The organism is Streptomyces murinus, assembly GCF_002154555.1.
Classification (GTDB): Bacteria; Actinomycetota; Actinomycetes; order Streptomycetales; family Streptomycetaceae; genus Streptomyces; species Streptomyces murinus.
Genome location: NZ_MUNF01000579.1, coordinates 1 through 16,014, shown reverse-complemented (window position 1 = coordinate 16,014; position 16,014 = coordinate 1). Strand labels below are relative to the sequence as shown.

General features: G+C 72.2%; 15 protein-coding genes. 12 read left to right on the top strand and 3 right to left on the bottom strand.

Features of this window, described 5'->3' with window-relative positions; translation table 11 throughout:
* A partial coding sequence (locus tag CCN72_RS30085; protein WP_143664246.1) for a zinc-binding dehydrogenase occupies positions 1 to 452 on the top strand: 452 nt, incomplete at its 5' end.
* A gap of 34 nt (positions 453 to 486) precedes the next feature.
* On the opposite strand, the gene CCN72_RS30080 is transcribed toward CCN72_RS30085, so the two are convergent.
* Positions 487 to 687 carry a helix-turn-helix transcriptional regulator gene (locus CCN72_RS30080; protein WP_037651666.1) on the bottom strand — a complete coding sequence of 67 codons (201 nt, stop codon included), beginning with the start codon at positions 685 to 687 and terminating at the stop codon, positions 487 to 489.
* Between the two features lie 370 nt (positions 688 to 1,057).
* Between CCN72_RS30080 and iolC the strand changes: the two genes are divergently transcribed.
* The 8 genes from iolC to CCN72_RS30040 all read left to right on the top strand — a co-directional run bounded on the left by iolC (position 1,058) and on the right by CCN72_RS30040 (position 13,050).
* Positions 1,058 to 2,008, top strand: a complete 951-nt coding sequence (gene iolC, locus CCN72_RS30075) for a 5-dehydro-2-deoxygluconokinase (RefSeq protein WP_086811172.1) — start codon at positions 1,058 to 1,060, stop codon at positions 2,006 to 2,008.
* Positions 2,009 to 2,481: 473 nt separating this feature from the next.
* Positions 2,482 to 3,372, top strand: coding sequence for a Cgl0159 family (beta/alpha)8-fold protein (locus tag CCN72_RS30070; RefSeq protein ID WP_086811174.1), 891 nt, complete (start codon positions 2,482 to 2,484; stop codon positions 3,370 to 3,372).
* The gene (gene iolB, locus CCN72_RS30065) at positions 3,369 to 4,193 is read left to right on the top strand and encodes a 5-deoxy-glucuronate isomerase (protein ID WP_086811170.1); all 825 of its coding nucleotides are present in this window, start codon (positions 3,369 to 3,371) and stop codon (positions 4,191 to 4,193) included. The genes CCN72_RS30070 and iolB overlap by 4 nt, the downstream gene beginning before the upstream one ends.
* Positions 4,190 to 6,061, top strand: coding sequence for a 3D-(3,5/4)-trihydroxycyclohexane-1,2-dione acylhydrolase (decyclizing) (iolD, locus tag CCN72_RS30060; RefSeq protein ID WP_086811168.1), 1,872 nt, complete (start codon positions 4,190 to 4,192; stop codon positions 6,059 to 6,061). The genes iolB and iolD overlap by 4 nt, the downstream gene beginning before the upstream one ends.
* 17 nt (positions 6,062 to 6,078) lie before the next feature.
* A complete protein-coding gene (gene mmsA, locus CCN72_RS30055; RefSeq protein ID WP_085564805.1) occupies positions 6,079 to 7,581 on the top strand; it encodes a CoA-acylating methylmalonate-semialdehyde dehydrogenase in 1,503 nt (500 codons plus the stop codon).
* Positions 7,582 to 7,979: 398 nt separating this feature from the next.
* Positions 7,980 to 9,380: an APC family permease gene (locus CCN72_RS30050; protein ID WP_086811166.1), complete on the top strand. Its 1,401-nt coding sequence runs from the start codon at positions 7,980 to 7,982 to the stop codon at positions 9,378 to 9,380.
* A 170-nt stretch (positions 9,381 to 9,550) separates the two neighbouring features.
* Positions 9,551 to 12,202 carry an alpha/beta fold hydrolase gene (locus CCN72_RS30045; RefSeq protein ID WP_167408733.1) on the top strand — a complete coding sequence of 884 codons (2,652 nt, stop codon included), beginning with the start codon at positions 9,551 to 9,553 and terminating at the stop codon, positions 12,200 to 12,202.
* Entirely contained in the window at positions 12,199 to 13,050 is an 852-nt protein-coding gene (locus CCN72_RS30040; RefSeq protein WP_085564802.1) for an ABC transporter permease, read from the top strand. Before CCN72_RS30045 ends, CCN72_RS30040 begins: the two co-directional genes overlap by 4 nt.
* Positions 13,051 to 13,144: 94 nt before the next feature.
* On the opposite strand, the gene CCN72_RS30035 is transcribed toward CCN72_RS30040, so the two are convergent.
* Positions 13,145 to 13,552: a rodlin gene (locus tag CCN72_RS30035; RefSeq protein ID WP_086811165.1), complete on the bottom strand. Its 408-nt coding sequence runs from the start codon at positions 13,550 to 13,552 to the stop codon at positions 13,145 to 13,147.
* Positions 13,553 to 13,757: 205 nt separating this feature from the next.
* The gene (locus tag CCN72_RS30030) at positions 13,758 to 14,168 is read right to left on the bottom strand and encodes a rodlin (RefSeq protein ID WP_085564800.1); all 411 of its coding nucleotides are present in this window, start codon (positions 14,166 to 14,168) and stop codon (positions 13,758 to 13,760) included.
* Between the two features lie 247 nt (positions 14,169 to 14,415).
* Between CCN72_RS30030 and CCN72_RS30025 the strand changes: the two genes are divergently transcribed.
* The 3 genes from CCN72_RS30025 to CCN72_RS40080 form a co-directional block, all read left to right on the top strand.
* Complete coding sequence (locus tag CCN72_RS30025) at positions 14,416 to 14,826, top strand: rodlin (protein ID WP_086811163.1); 411 nt, start codon at positions 14,416 to 14,418, stop codon at positions 14,824 to 14,826.
* Between the two features lie 283 nt (positions 14,827 to 15,109).
* Positions 15,110 to 15,337, top strand: a complete 228-nt coding sequence (locus tag CCN72_RS30020) for a chaplin (RefSeq protein ID WP_085564798.1) — start codon at positions 15,110 to 15,112, stop codon at positions 15,335 to 15,337.
* A 131-nt stretch (positions 15,338 to 15,468) separates the two neighbouring features.
* On the top strand, positions 15,469 to 16,014 hold a 546-nt coding region (locus CCN72_RS40080), incomplete at its 3' end, for a chaplin (RefSeq protein ID WP_208638140.1).

Sequence of the window (16,014 nt, the reverse complement as noted above, 5' to 3'; positions counted from 1 at the left end):
CCTTCCGTGCCGTGGCGCAGCAGGGGCGGGCCGCGGCCGGTCAGTGGGTCGCGGTGCACGGCTGCGGCGGGGTCGGCCTGTCCGCGGTGATGATCGCGGCGGCGGCCGGGGCACGGGTGGTCGCCGTCGACATCGCGCCCGGGGCGCTGGAGCTGGCGCGGCGATTCGGCGCGGCGCACTGCCTGGACGCGAGCACGGTGCCNNTGCCCTCGGCCGAGGGCACGACCCCGGTGCCGATGGCCCGCGCGATCGCCCTGGAACTGGAACTCCTGGGCAGCCACGGCATGGCCGCGCACACCTACCCCGGCATGCTGGAGCTGATCCGCTCCGGCGTCCTGCGCCCGGACCTTCTGGTGACCTCTGCCGTCCCGCTCGACGCGGCCCCGGCGGCCCTCGCCCGGATGGGGGAGGCGCCGGGGGCCGGGGTGACCGTCATCGAGCCGTGGTCGTGACCGCGCTGTAGGCGACGGGACGCGCGGCGCGCCCTCAGTCGGGGCGGCGGCCGCGACTGCTCGGCCGGGAGGCGACCCAGGCGCGGACGGTGTCGGCGTACCAGTAGGGCTTGCCGCCCTCCACATGGTCCGGTGGCGGCAGCAGCCCGTGCTTGCGGTACGACCGCACGGTGTCCGGCTGCACCTTGATGTGCGCCGCGATCTCCTTGTAGGACCAGAGCCGGCGGTCGGTCATGAGCTGCACCTCCCCGCGCGCACCGCGGCGGCGGCCGGGGACGGCCGTCGGGGGAACCGGGCGCTGCGCTGGCGATCATCAAGCCTGCGCCCGGACAACGACGCACCGTCACCAACGGTCAGCCCCTGTCGACCGGGTGTGACGCGGTGCCCGCGTAGGCGCGACATGTGTGACAGAAGAGGGGTATTTGTGACACGGCTGACGCAAAGTGGGGCGCGGGCGCGCGCATGGCCGGCCCCGGACCCGGGAACGAGTACCGGACCTCTCATCGTCCGAATGTCCGGACAAAGCATTGACAGTGTTCCGTGGGCAGGACTAGAAAGCCGGGGGAGTCGTGACGAACCGGGGGAGCCGTGACGAAGGGGAGCCGATGGCGTACGACCTGATCACCATGGGCCGGATCGGAGTGGACCTGTATCCGCTCCAGGCCGGGGTCCCGCTCGCGCAGGTGACGTCCTTCGGCAAGTTTCTCGGCGGCTCGGCGACCAACGTCGCGGTGGCGGCGGCGCGGCTGGGCCGGACCACCGCCGTGATCACCCGTACCGGCGACGACCCCTTCGGCACCTATCTGCACGACGCGTTGCGCGCCTTCGGGGTCGACGACCGCTGGGTCACCTCCGTGCCCGGACTCCCCACGCCCGTCACCTTCTGCGAGATCTTCCCGCCGGACGACTTCCCGCTGTACTTCTACCGCCGGCCCAAGGCCCCCGACCTGGAGATCGAGGCGGGCGAGCTGAACCTCGACGCCATCGCCGCCGCCCGCGTCTTCTGGGTGACCGGCACCGGGCTCAGCGAGGAACCCTCCCGTACGGCCACCCTCACCGCCCTCGCCCACCGGAAGAGGGCCGGCACCACCGTCTTCGACCTCGACTGGCGGCCGATGTTCTGGCGCGACCCCGAGGCCGCCCGCCCCTTCTACGCCGAGGCCCTGCGCCACGCCACCGTCGCCGTCGGCAATCTGGACGAGGTGGAGATCGCCACTGGCACCCGCGAACCGCACGCCGCCGCACGGGCGTTGCTGGACGCGGGAGTCCGGCTCGCGGTGGTGAAACAGGGGCCCAAGGGGGTTCTCGCCGTCGGCGCGGACGGCGCGGTGGTGGAGGTGCCCCCACTCGCCGTCACCGTCCTCAACGGCCTCGGCGCCGGGGACGCGTTCGGCGGCTCCCTGTGCCACGGACTGCTGGCCGGCTGGGACCTGGAGGCCACCCTGCGGAGCGCCAACGCGGCCGGCGCCATCGTCGCCTCCCGCCTGGAGTGCTCCTCCGCGATGCCCACCTCGGACGAGGTGGCCGCGGCCCTCGCGGCCGGAGCCGTGCGATGAACACGGACGACACCCCGGCCCGGAGCGGCACTTGGGACGGGACCGGCGCCCCGGACGGGAGCGGGGGAGCGGCCCGGAGCGAGGGCGCGGGTGAGAGTGGTGGTGCGGGCCGTTCGGAGGGCGCGGGCTGTATCGAGGGTGCGGGTCGGGCCGAGGGCGTGGCCCGGGCGGACGGTCGTAGCGATGGCTTGGTCCGGGCTGAGGGCCGCGCCGGGCCTGTGGGCCGTGGCGGTGATGGCGCCGGGGGCACGGGCCATGGCGGGAGCACGGCCCGGAGTGAGGGCGCGGCCGGGACCGGTGGCGCGGGCCGTTCAGAGGGCGCGGGCTGTGACGAAGGCGCACGCCCGGCCGATGCCCGCGCCTCCCGTACGCGCCTGGCTGGAGGCCCGCGCCTGGCCGGAGATCCGCGTCCGGGCGGAGATCCGCGCCCGGCCGGAGGCCCGAGCCCGGACACCCCCCGACCCCCCGTCGACATCGCCGACCTGGTCCGCGTCCGCGTCCGAAACCCCGAGGCGATCGCCGAGGCCGCCGCCCGGCGGCGGCGCCGGCCCCTGCTGAACGACACCGGTCGGCTGCTGATCGTCGCCGCCGACCATCCCGCCCGCGGCGCCCTCGCCGTCGGCGACCGTGAACTGGCCATGGCCGACCGCGCCGACCTGCTCGGACGCCTCTGCCTCGCGTTGTCGAGGCCCGGCGTCGACGGCGTCCTCGCCACCGCGGACATCCTGGACGACCTGCTGCTGCTCGGCGCCCTGGAGAACAAGGTGGTCATGGGCTCGATGAACCGCGGCGGGCTGCGCGGCGCGCGCTTCGAACTCGACGACCGGTTCACCGGATACCGCCCCGAGGACATCGACCGCCTCGGCTTCGACGCGGGCAAGCTGCTGCTGCGCCTCGACTACACCGACCCCGGCTCCCTGACCACCCTGGAGTCCGCCGCCCGTGCCGTCGACGCGATGGCCGCACGCCGGCTCCCGGTCTTCGTGGAGCCCTTCATCAGCCGCCGCACCCCCGCGGGCGCACTCGTCAACGACCTCTCCGCCGAGGCCGTCACCCGCTCCATCGCCATCGCCTCGGGCCTCGGCGGCAGTTCGGCCTACACCTGGCTGAAGGTGCCGGTGACCGAGGACCCGCGGGACATGGCCCGCGTCCTGGCCGCCTCCACCCTCCCCGCCGTACTGCTCGGCGGTGACACAGGCGACGCACCCGCCGACCGGAGGGCCGCCCACGAGAAGTGGCGCGGCGCGCTCCACTTGCCCACCGTGCGCGGCCTGGTGGCCGGCCGTTCGCTGCTGTACCCGGCGGACGGCGATGTGGCCGCCGCCGTGGACACCGCCACCGCACTGCTGCGAGAGGCCGCATGACCAGCGACGATCTGTATCTGCCCCGAGGTACCGCGGCGAGCGCCGAGTACGCCCTCGACATCCGCCCCGAGCGCGCCGGTTGGACGTACAGCGCCCTGCGCATCGTCGAGTTGTCCCCGGGTGGTAGCCATACGTTCATCACCGGGAACAGCGAGTGGATCGTGCTTCCGCTGGAAGGCGGATGTACCGTTCGAATCGAGGAAAGCGAGTTCCAACTCCTGGGTCGGGACAGCGTGTTCGCGGGGGCCTCGGACTTCGCGTACGCGCCCCGTGACGCCCGGGTCCAGATCGCCTCCGGCGCGGGAGGCCGCTTCGCCCTGGCAGGAGCGAAGTGCGAGCGACGACTCCCCGCCCGCTACGGCCCCGCGCCGGAGGTTCCCGTCGAGCAGCGCGGCAGCGGCACCTGCGCCCGCCGGGTGCGCAACTTCGCCGCCGCCGACGCGTTCGACTGCGACCGGCTGATCGCCGTCGAGGTCCTCACCCCCGGCGGCAACTGGTCCTCGTACCCGCCGCACAAGCACGACGAGCACCGGCCGGGCGAGGAATGCGAACTGGAGGAGATCTACTACTTCGAGATCGAGGGTCCAGGCGGCCTCGGCTACCAGCGGGTGTCCCCCTCCCGCCCGGGCGGCGCCGACGTCCTCGCCGAGGTCCGCTCCGGCGACGCCGTCCTCGTCCCCGACGGCTGGCACGGCCCCTCCGTCGCCCAGCCGGGACACGCCATGTACTACCTGAACGTGATGGCCGGGCCCGGCGAGAACAGGGAGTGGCGGATCCGCTTCCATCCCGACCACACCGAGACCACCGGGGGCTACCGATGACGACCCGGCTCACCGTCGCCCAGGCGCTCGTCCGCTTCCTCACCGCCCAGTACACCGAACGCGACGGCGAGCGCCGCCGGCTGATCGGCGCCACCTGGGGCATCTTCGGCCACGGAAACGTCGCGGGCATCGGGCAGGCGCTGGTCGAGTACGCGGGCGTGATGCCGTACCACCAGGGCCGCAACGAGCAGTCCATGGTGCACGCGGCCGTCGGCTACGCCCGCCAGTGCGGCCGCCTCAGCGCCCACGCGGTGACGACCTCCATCGGGCCCGGCGCCACCAACCTCGTCACCGGCGCCGCCCTCGCCACCGTCAACCACCTCCCCGTCCTGCTGCTCCCCGGCGACGTCTTCGCCACCCGCCCCGCCGACCCGGTCCTCCAGCAGCTGGAAGTGCCGTACGCGGGCGATGTCTCGGTCAACGACACGCTGCGCCCGGTCTCCCGCTACTTCGACCGGATCACCCGCCCCGAGCAGCTGATCCCGAGCGCGCTCGCGGCCATGCGGGTGCTCACCGACCCCGTGGAGACCGGCGCGGTCACCCTCGCCCTGCCGCAGGACGTGCAGGCGGAGGCGTACGACTGGCCCGAGGAGTTCTTCGCCGAGCGGGTGTGGACCGTACGGCGCCCGGGCCCGGACCCCGTCGAACTGGCCTGCGCGGCAGCCGCCGTCCGGGCCGCCCGCCGCCCCCTGCTCGTCGCGGGCGGCGGGGTCCGCCACAGCCGCGCCGAGGCGGCCCTCGCCGCGTTCGCCGAGGCGACCGGCATCCCCGTGGCATCCACCCAGGCGGGCAAGGGCGCACTGCGGTACGACCATCCGCGGGACGTCGGCGGGATCGGCCACACCGGCACCGCGACCGCCGACGAACTGGCGCGCACCGCGGACCTGGTGATCGGCGTCGGCACCCGCTTCACCGACTTCACCACCGCCTCCGGCACCCTCTTCCAGCACCCGGACGTCCGCTTCCTGCACCTCAACATCGCACCCCACGACGCCCACAAACTGGCCGCGCTGCCCCTGGTCGCGGACGCCCGCACCGGCCTGGAGGAGCTGACCCGGGCGCTGGCGTCCTACAAGGTGGACGGCGCCTACACGGACGAGTACACGGCGGGCAAGGAGCGCTGGGAGCGGCGTGTCGACGCCTGCTTCGCGAGCCCCGACCCCGACGCGCGGCCGACCCAGCCGCAGGTACTCGGCGCGCTGGACGCCCTCGTGGACGCGTCGGACATCGTGATCAACGCGGCCGGTTCGCTCCCCGGCGATCTGCACAAGCTGTGGCGGGCGCGCTCCCGCGACCAGTACCACCTGGAGTACGGCTACTCCTGCATGGGCTACGAGATCCCGGCCGCGCTCGGTGTGAAGCTGGCGGCGCCCGAGCGCGAGGTCTGGGCGCTGGTCGGCGACGGCACGTATCTGATGATGCCGACCGAGATCGTGACCGCCGTCCAGGAGGGCGTCGCGATCAAGGTGCTGCTGGTGCAGAACCACGGGTACGCGTCCATCGGGGGGCTCTCGGCGGCGGTGGGCGGCGAGCGGTTCGGCACCGCGTACCGGTTTCGGACGGAGGAGGGCACCTACACGGGGGCCCCGCTGCCCGTCGATCTCGCGGCCAACGCGGCCAGCCTGGGGATGCGGGTACTGCGGGCGGGGAGCGTCCGGGAACTGCGCGCGGCGCTCGCCGAGGCGCGGGCGGCCGACACTCCCACATGTGTCTACGTCGAGACCGAAACGTCCGACACTGTGTCGGGCGCGCCCGAGGCACAGGCCTGGTGGGATGTTCCTGTGGCCGCGAGCGCGACCCGAACCCCCGCGGTCACGGCACGTGAGCAGTACGAACGGCACGTCTCGACCCGACGCCGCCATCTGTGAACAAGGAGTCTCTGGGCATGACGAAGATCGTCAACCACTGGATCGGCGGGAAGACCGTCGAAGGCGCGTCGGGCACGTACGGGCCGGTCACCGACCCGGCGACCGGCGCGGTCACCACCAAGGTCGCGTTCGCCTCCGTCGAGGAGGTCGACGCCGCGGTCGCCGCCGCCAAGGACGCCTTCGCGACCTGGGGCCAGTCCTCGCTGGCACAGCGCACCACGATCCTCTTCAGGTTCCGGGCGCTGCTGGACGCGCACCGCGACGAGATCGCGGAGCTGATCACCGCCGAGCACGGCAAGGTGCACTCCGACGCGCTCGGCGAGGTCGCCCGCGGCCTGGAGATCGTGGACCTGGCCTGCGGCATCAACGTCCAGCTCAAGGGCGAGCTGTCCACGCAGGTCGCCAGCCGCGTGGACGTGGCCTCGATCCGCCAGCCGCTCGGCGTGGTCGCGGGCATCACGCCGTTCAACTTCCCGGCGATGGTCCCGATGTGGATGTTCCCGATCGCCATCGCGACCGGCAACACCTTCGTGCTCAAGCCGAGCGAGAAGGACCCCTCCGCCTCCCTGCGCATCGCCGAGCTGCTGGCCGAGGCCGGGCTCCCGGACGGCGTGTTCAACGTGGTGCAGGGCGACAAGGTGGCCGTGGACCGGCTCCTGGAGCACCCGGACGTGAAGGCCGTCTCCTTCGTCGGCTCCACCCCGATCGCCCGTTACATCCACACCACCGCCTCCGCCAACGGCAAGCGCGTGCAGGCCCTGGGCGGCGCCAAGAACCACATGCTGGTGCTGCCGGACGCCGACCTGGACGCGGCGGCCGACGCGGCCGTCTCCGCGGCCTACGGCTCGGCCGGCGAGCGCTGCATGGCGATCTCGGCGGTCGTCGCGGTCGGCGCCATCGGCGACGAGCTGGTGGCGAAGATCCGCGAGCGCGCCGAGAAGATCAAGATCGGTCCGGGCAACGACCCCACCTCCGAGATGGGCCCGCTGATCACCGCCGCCCACCGCGACAAGGTGGCCTCCTACGTCACCGGCGCGGCCGCCGAGGGCGCCGAGGTGGTCCTGGACGGCACCGGCCACACGGTCGAGGGGTACGAGGACGGCCACTGGATCGGCATCTCGCTGCTGGACAAGGTGCCGACGACCGCCAAGGCGTACCAGGACGAGATCTTCGGCCCGGTGCTGTGCGTGCTGCGCGTGGACACGTACGACGAGGGCGTGGCCCTCATGAACGCCTCGCCGTTCGGCAACGGCACCGCGATCTTCACCCGGGACGGCGGCGCCGCCCGCCGCTTCCAGCTGGAGATCGAGGCCGGCATGGTCGGCGTCAACGTGCCGATCCCGGTGCCGGTGGGCTACCACTCCTTCGGTGGCTGGAAGGACTCGCTCTTCGGCGACCACCACATCTACGGCAACGACGGCACGCACTTCTACACCCGCGGCAAGGTCGTCACCACCCGCTGGCCCGACCCGGCCGACGCCCCCACCGGTGTCGACCTCGGGTTCCCGCGCAACCACTGAGCGCGACCCAGGACCATCGCTCTCCCCTCGTCAGGCCGTCCGGATACCGGACGGCCTGACATTTTTTTGAAACGTCGGCTGCGGTTCCCGTTCATGTGGATGAAACGGGTGACGAAGGGGTTGCTAGGAGATGACCTTCGAAAGCAAGGTCAGATCACATACAGGCTTGATGGATGCATCAATGGGGCCTTGTTGCCTGCGAATCTGATCCACAGCGGTGCGGGCCCTTGGTGCGGATTCCGAAGGTAAACACCCATTGACGTGGCGGTTTTCGTCGGGGTTCCCTATGGGCGCCGGGAGCGGACGAAGACGACCGTACGACGACGATCCGCCCGGAGGCGATAGCGCTCCCGACCCCTCACCCTCACGCACGACACGAGTCGATCGGATTCCGCCGCATGACCGACACGCTCCGCCCTGTCGAGACGAGCCTCCCCGAGGCCACGGACAGCCCTCAGAAGCTCAAGCGCTCCATCGGCGTGGTCGGCGGCACTCTGCTCACCCTCTCGTGCGTCACACCGGCCTCCACGCTCTTCGTGATCGTGCCGGACCTGTTCTCCAGCCTCGGCACGGCGACCGCGCTCTGCCTCGCCATCGGCGCGCTGCTGTGTATCCCGGTCGCCTTCTGCTACTCGGAGCTGGGCACCCTGATCCCCAGCGCCGGCGGCGAGTACGCGATGGTCTCCACCCTGGCGGGCCGGCTGTCGGGCTGGCTGGCCTTCGTGATGTCGCTCCTCGTCGTGATGATCGTCCCCCCGGTCATCGCGATGGGCACCGCCGACTACCTCGCCCCGATCGTCCACCTCGACCCGTCCTGGACCGGCGCGGGCGTGATGATCGCGGCCACCCTCGCGGGCCTGCTCGACCTGCGCGCCAACGCCTGGATCACCGGCATCTTCCTGGTCCTTGAGGTCATCGCGGCCGGTGTCGTCGCCGTCCTCGGCTTCGCCCACTCCCACCGCGGCCTGGGCTCCCTCACCTCCTTCCAGATCGCCGGCGAGCACGCCCACGTCAACCCGGTGACGGCCATGATGGTCCTCTCGGGGCTCGCCATCGCGCTCTTCGCCACCCAGGGCTTCTCCACCGCCGTCTACCTCTCCGAGGAGCTGGAGAACCCGCGCCGCAACGTCGCCCGCACCGTCCTCGCGACGCTGGCCATCTCCAGCGTGGTCATCCTGGTGCCGGTCACCGCGATCACCCTGGGCGCGGGCGACCTGACCGCCCTGACCGGCGGCAACATCTCCAGCATGGTCATCGCCTGGAGCAACTCGGCGGTCGGCACCTTCGTCAGCCTCTGCGTCGCCCTCGCGATCATCAACGCGGGCATCGTGATGGTCATCCAGAACTCCCGCGTCCTGTTCGCCTCCGCCCGTGACAAGGCCTGGCCCTCGCCGGTCAACAACGCCCTGTCCAAGCTCGGCCGCTTCGGCTCCCCCTGGGTCGCCACCCTGGTCGTGGGCGTCCCCGGCGCGTTCCTCTGCTTCGTCAACCTGGACACGCTCTACGGCGTGACCGGCGTCGCCGTCACCGCCCTCTACCTGCTGGTCGCCGTCGCCGCCCTGCTCGCCCGCCGCGGCCACCACGGCACTCGCAAGGCCTGGCGGATGCCGCTGTGGCCCGCCATGCCGGTCCTGCTGATCGCCGTCCTGGTCTACATCCTGGTCGAGCAGGAGGTCTCCTACCTGATCTGGACCGGTGGCATCACCCTCGTCGCCACCCTCTACTGGGCCCTCTACCTCCGCCCGCGCCAGGAGACCCGCTGGCTGGTGTCCATCCCCGAGGACACCCAGGAGGCCTGAGCCCTCCCCGGCGCGCGCGGCCCCCGGTACCCCCCTCACCTCCGGTACCGGGGGCCGCGCCGTACTACTGCGGATGAAGTACGGGCCCGCCGCCCCTACTCCCCCCGGAGGGGCCCCGGTTCAGCCCGGGGGGTCCGGCGGATGTCAGTGGCGGCCCGTACCGTTGAGGCATGGATCTTCGTGTGGCCCGGCTGCGAGGGCTGCTCAAGGGACCGCGGCGGCTGCCGGCCGCCGCGGCCGCCGTCGTGGTGCTCGCGGGCGCCGGCACCTGGACGGCCGCCGCCTCCGGCGGACCCGAGCCCGTGCACCGCGCCGACCGGATGATGACCATGCCGGGCGGCGTGCGCCTGGACACCTCGTACTTCACCGCGGGCCCCGCCGGCCGCCGGCCCTCCGTCCTGCTCGCCCATGGCTTCGGCGGCAGCAAGGACGACATGCGGCAGCAGGCCGAGGACCTCGCCCGCGACGGATACGCGGTCCTGACCTGGTCGGCCCGCGGCTTCGGCGGCTCCACCGGCAAGATCGGACTGAACGACCCGAAGACCGAGGTCGCCGACGTCTCCCGGCTCATCGACTGGCTCGCGAAACAGCCCCAGGTGCGCCTCGACAAGCCCGGCGACCCCCGCGTCGGCGTGGCCGGCGGTTCGTACGGCGGCGCCGTCTCCCTGCTCGCCGCGGGCCACGACCGGCGGGTGGACGCCATCGCCCCGGCCCTCACCTACTGGAACCTCGCCGACGCCCTCTTCCCGAACGGCGTCTACAAGAAGCTGTGGGCCGGGGTCTTCTTCGGCGAGGGCGGCGGCTGCGCCCGCTTCGAGCCCGCCCTGTGCCGGATGTACGAACGGGTCGCCACCTCCGGCACCCCGGACGCCGCCGCCCGCGCCCTGCTCCAGGAGCGCTCGCCGTCCGCCGTCGGCTCCCGCATCAAGGTGCCCACCCTGCTGGTGCAGGGCCAGACCGACTCGCTCTTCCCGCTCGGCCAGGCCGACGCCGCCGAGCACGCCATCAAGGCCAACGGCGCCCCCGTCGACGTCGACTGGGTCGCGGGCGGCCATGACGGCGGCGACCTGGAGACCGGCCGTGTGCAGAACCGGGTGCGCGCCTGGTTCGACCGGTATCTGAAGGGCGACAAGACCGCCGACACCGGCCCCGCCTTCCGGGTCACCCGCACCGGCGGCGTCGACTCCACGGACGGCACCGCCCAGCTGCGCGGGGCGAGCGCGGACAGCTACCCGGGCCTGCGCGCCGACCGGCACGACATCGCCCTGTCCGGCCGCGCACAGCACATCATCAACCCGGCCGGCGCGAGCCCGCCCGCCGTCTCCGCGCTGCCCGGCCTCGGCGGCTCCGGCGGCCTCGGCCAGCTGTCCGCGCTCGGCCTCGGCACCGCCCTCGACTTCCCCGGCCAGTACGCCCGCTTCGACTCCGCGCCGCTCACCCGCACCCTCCAGATCACCGGCACCCCCACCGCCCGCGTCCACATCACCTCCACCAGCGGCGACGCCGTGCTGTTCGGCAAGGTCTACGACGTCGGCCCCGACGGCAAACGCCAGGTGCTGCCCTCCCAGCTCGTCACGCCCCTCCGGGTGACCGGCGCCCAAAGCGGCAAGGACGTCACGGTCACCCTCCCGGCGATCGACCACCAGGTGGAGAAGGGCCACCGGCTCCGCCTGGTCCTCGCCACCACCGACCTGGGCTACGCCTCACCAGCCGCCCCGGCCACCTACACCGTCACCCTGAAGAGCGCGCTGAGCGTCCCGACCGCACCCGCCGTGCGCACCGCCGCGGCCCCGCTGCCCTCCTGGGTGTGGTGGCTGCCGCTCGCCGGAGCGGGCATCGCGGCCGCCCTGCTGCTGACCGCCCGCCGCCGTACGACCGCCCCCGCGCCCGACCCCGCACTGGCGGAGGTCCCGCTGGTCATCAAGGACCTGAGCAAGCGGTACGCCGGAGCCGCCGACCGGTACGCGGTGCGCGAGCTGTCCTTCCGCGTCGAGCGGGGCCAGGTGCTCGGGCTGCTCGGACCCAACGGCGCGGGCAAGACCACCACCCTGCGCATGCTGATGGGCCTGATCACCCCGGACGACGGCGAGATCCGCGTCTTCGGGCACGCCGTCCGCCCCGGCGCCCCGGTGCTCTCCCGGGTCGGCGCCTTCGTGGAGGGCGCGGGCTTCCTGCCGCACCTGTCCGGGCGGGAGAACCTGGAGCTGTACTGGCGGGCCACCGGGCGCCCCGCCGATGACGCCCACCTGGACGAAGCCCTGGAGATCGCCGGGCTCGGCGACGCACTGGCCCGCGCGGTGCGCACCTACTCCCAGGGCATGCGCCAGCGCCTGGCCATCGCCCAGGCCATGCTCGGCCTGCCCGATCTGCTCATCCTGGACGAGCCCACCAACGGCCTCGACCCGCCCCAGATACGCGAGATGCGCGAGGTGATGATCCGCTACGCGGCCGCCGGACGCACCGTGATCGTCTCCAGCCACCTCCTCTCCGAGGTCGAGCAGTCCTGCACCCACCTCGTGGTGATGGACCGCGGCCGGCTCGTCCAGGCCGGACCCGTGCGCGACATCATCGGCTCCGGCGACACCCTGCTCGTCGGCACCGCGGGCCCCGTGGAGGAGCCGGTGATGGAGAAGGTGGCCGCCCTGCCCGGCGTCGCCTCCGCCGTGCGCACCGACGACGGGCTGCTGGTCCGGCTGGCGGCGGGCGGCACCGCCGAGCGGCTGGTCGTGGAGCTGGTGCGGCTCTCGGTGCCGGTCGCCTCGGTCGGCCCGCACCGACGCCTGGAGGACGCGTTCCTCACCCTGATCGGAGGTTCCGCATGAGTACGCTCACCGAGGTGGCCTCCGGCTATCGCACCCGGGGCACCCTGCCGCTGCGCGTGGAGCTGGTCCGCCAGCTCAAGCGGCGCCGCACCCTGGTCATGGGCGCGCTCCTTGCCGTACTGCCGTTCGTGCTGGTCATCGCCTTCGCCGTCGGCCACCCCTCGGGGCGCGACGGCCAGGTCACCCTGATGGACACGGCCACCGCGTCCGGGGCCAACTTCGCCGCGGTGAACCTGTTCGTCTCGGCCGGCTTCCTGCTGGTCGTGCCGGTCGCCCTGTTCTGCGGGGACACCGTGGCCTCGGAGGCCAACTGGTCCTCGCTGCGCTATCTGCTGGCCGCGCCCGTGCCCAGGGCCCGGCTGCTGTGGTCCAAGCTGGTCGTGGCGCTCGGGCTGAGCCTCGCCGCGATGGTGCTGCTGCCGGTCGTCGCCCTCGCCGTCGGCACCGCCGCCTACGGCTGGGGACCGCTCCAGATACCCACCGGCGGTGAGCTGGACCCCGGCACGGCCGTGGGGCGGCTCGCGGTGGCGGTGGCGTACATCTTCGTGTCCCAACTGGTCACCGCGGGGCTCGCGTTCTGGCTGTCGACCCGCACGGACGCCCCGCTCGGCGCGGTCGGCGGCGCGGTCGGGCTGACCATCGTCGGCAATGTCCTGGACGCCGTCACCGCGCTGGGCCACTGGCGCGACTTCCTGCCCGCGCACTGGCAGTTCGCCTGGGCCGACGCCGTCCAGCCGCATGCCGAGTGGTCCGGGATGATCCAGGGCTCCGCGCTCTCGGTGACCTGCGCGCTCGTCCTGTTCGCGCTGGCCTTCCGGGGGTTCGCCCGCAAGGACATCGTCTCCTAGGGCCTGTCTGCCAAGCCCTGGCCGGGTCCCGTACACAGCGAAACGGCGGGCCACCGGGGGGAACCGGTGACCCGCCGCCGCGGGGGATCGTCCGTCAGCTGCCGACGGTGCCGTTGCCCGACAGGGCGGAGATGTCGTCCAGGATGTGCGAGAGCGGCTCGTCGCCCTTCGCCTCGGTGGAGTTCTCCGTGCACTGCTGGGTCTGCGGCGAGGACAGGACCGGGATGTCCTGGACACCGACGTTGACCAGGGCGACCAGCGACTGGGCGTCGATCTTCGCCGGCAGGCCGATGCAGGGCTTGTTGAGCGAGCCCTCGACCAGCGAGAGCTGCGGGCTCATGCTGCCGGAGGTGGCCGAGTTGCCGAAGGACGACGAGGCGCCGTTGCCGCTGAGCGACGTGGTGCCGTGGTCGTTGCCGATGGCGAGGGCCTGGGGAGCCGCGGCACCGGCGAGACCGGCGACGGAGGCGGCAACGGCCGCGGTTGCCCACAGCTTCTTCATGTTCGTTCCCTTTCGAAAGGCGGACTCCGGGGAGGAGCTGCGTGACCGTCAACTGCCCCGGCGGTGCCGTGGTTGCGGCGTTTGCCCCGTTCGGAGCAGTGTGGTCGGATGAATGGATGAACGTCCCCCGGTCGAACCGGCATCAGGACGTCGAAACGGCGGGTCACCGGGGAACCGGTGACCCGCCGTCGCGGGGATCGACTGCTCAGCTGCCGGCGGAGCCGTTGCCCGACAGGGCGGAGATGTCGTCCAGGATGTGCGACAGGGCCTCGTCGCCCTTCGCCTGCGTGGAGTTCTCCGTGCACTGCTGGGTCTGCGGCGAGGACAGGATCGGGATGTCCTGAACGCCGACGTTGACCAGGCCCACCAGCGACTGGAGGTCCGCCTTCGCCGGCAGGCCGATGCAGGGCTTGTTGAACGAGCCCTGGATGAGCGCCATCTGCGGGCTCATGTTGCCGTAGGTGGCCGAGTTGCCGTACGTCTGCGCGGCGCCGTTGCCGCTGTAGGACGTCGTCCCGGTGTCGTTGCCGATGGCCAGGGCCGGGGCCGCGGCGGCGGCGGAGGCACCGACGACGGCGGAGGCGACCGCGGCGGTGGCCAGAACCTTCTTGATCACTTGCTGTTCCCTTCTGAAGACACCCCGTCCACCGGAGCGATCTGGTTCAACGGTTCGGCACGCCCACGGGTTGTCCTCGTTCACTCCAATGGCCCACATGTCACCGGATGCCGGCGAATGACCGGTGAATTCCCCGCATGCCGCCGGACGATCCGAACGGGTGACGCCCCGCAACCAAACGGCGGCGGCCCGGTTGATGCCAGGGCAGGAACGTGCGTCTTGGCGAAAGCCCGGAAAGGAAAGCGAAATGCTGAAGAAGGCAATGGCCGCGGCTGCGGTCGCCGCGTCGTTCATCGGTGTGTCCGCGGCGGCGGCCCCTCAGGCGCTTGCCATCGGCAACGACACGGGCACCACGTCGGCCAGCGGTGTCGGCGCCCATGAGTCGTTCGGGAACGCCGTGACCACCGGCAACCTGAGCCCGCAGGCCACCCTGGTGGGCGGCTCGCTCAACGACCTGTGTGTCGGTGCGCCGGTGAAGGCGGACGTCCAGTCGGTCCTCGCCGCCCTCAACATCGGCGTCCAGGACATCCCCGTGCTGTCCTCGCCGCAGACCCAGCAGTGCGCCGAGAACTCGACGCAGGCCAAGGACGACGAGCCGCTCTCGCACCTCGCGGACGACATCTCCGTCCTGGCGGGCAACGGCTCCGCCGGCAGCTGAACGGCTCCACCCCGAGTGCCGTCCGGGCGCCGCACCGATTTTCCGGTGCGGCGCCCGGACGGTTTCTTCGTTCTTCCCGAAGAAGCACCTATCCGTTAATCGTCCAAGGTGTCAATTCTACGGGGGCGTTCGAGTGAATTAGGGGGCCCAGCACGTTCCAGGGTTTCTCCGGCTGTCTATCCCTCGTTTTACAACCTGCCGGTCATGGTGCGAGCCGTTCAAGGCTGTGCTCGCTCGGTTTCGACCGCTCATAGGGGCATGACCGTCAGAGAAGGGAAAATTCATGAAGAAGAGCGCTGCTGTCGTCGCCGGTGCCCTCCTGGCGCTGGGCGGGGCCGCCCCCGCCTTCGCCGACTCCGGGGCCGGGGCTGTCGCCGCCAACTCCCCGGGCGTGCTCTCCGGCAACGTGATCCAGATCCCCGTGCACGTTCCGGTCAACGTGTGCGGCGACTCCGTCGACATCCTCGCTCTGCTGAACCCGGCGTTCGGCAACACCTGCGCCAACGGCTGACGTTCGGTACCCACCGCACGCCAGCCCGCCGGCTGCGTACAGGCCGGTCCCGGACCGTCGATCCATAGACCTTTTGGCCCGGGGCCGGCTTTTCCACATCTCCGAGCAGTTCGAGTAGGAAGACTACGAGATTGCGACAGACCCTCAGCAAGGGCATGGTCGTGGCCGCAGCTGCCGCGACCGGCGTGCTTTCGTTGTACGGCACGGCCGCGCTCGCCGACTCCAACGCGCAGTCACTGGCCCAGGGTTCGCCGGGCGTGCTGTCCGGCAACAGCATCCAGGTCCCGGTGCACGTGCCGGTCAATGTCTGCGGCAACTCCGTGGACGTGGCCGCGCTGCTGAACCCCGCGTTCGGCAACTCCTGTGCCAATGTCGGCCATTCGGTCACCCCGCGCCCCACCGGTTACGGCAACGACTCGTACGGCCATGACGCGTACGGTCACGACGACCCGACGCCCACGCCCACGTCGTACGGGCACGACGACCCGACCCCGCCGGTCTCCTACGGCAAGCCGGACCCGACGCCGACCCCGACGTCGTACGGCCATGACGACCCCACGCCGCCGCCGTACGGCAGCCCCGAGCCGACGCCGACCCCCACGTCGTACGGCAGCGACGAGCCCACCCCGACCCCCACGTCCTACGGGAGCGACGAGCCCACGCCGCCGCCGTACGGC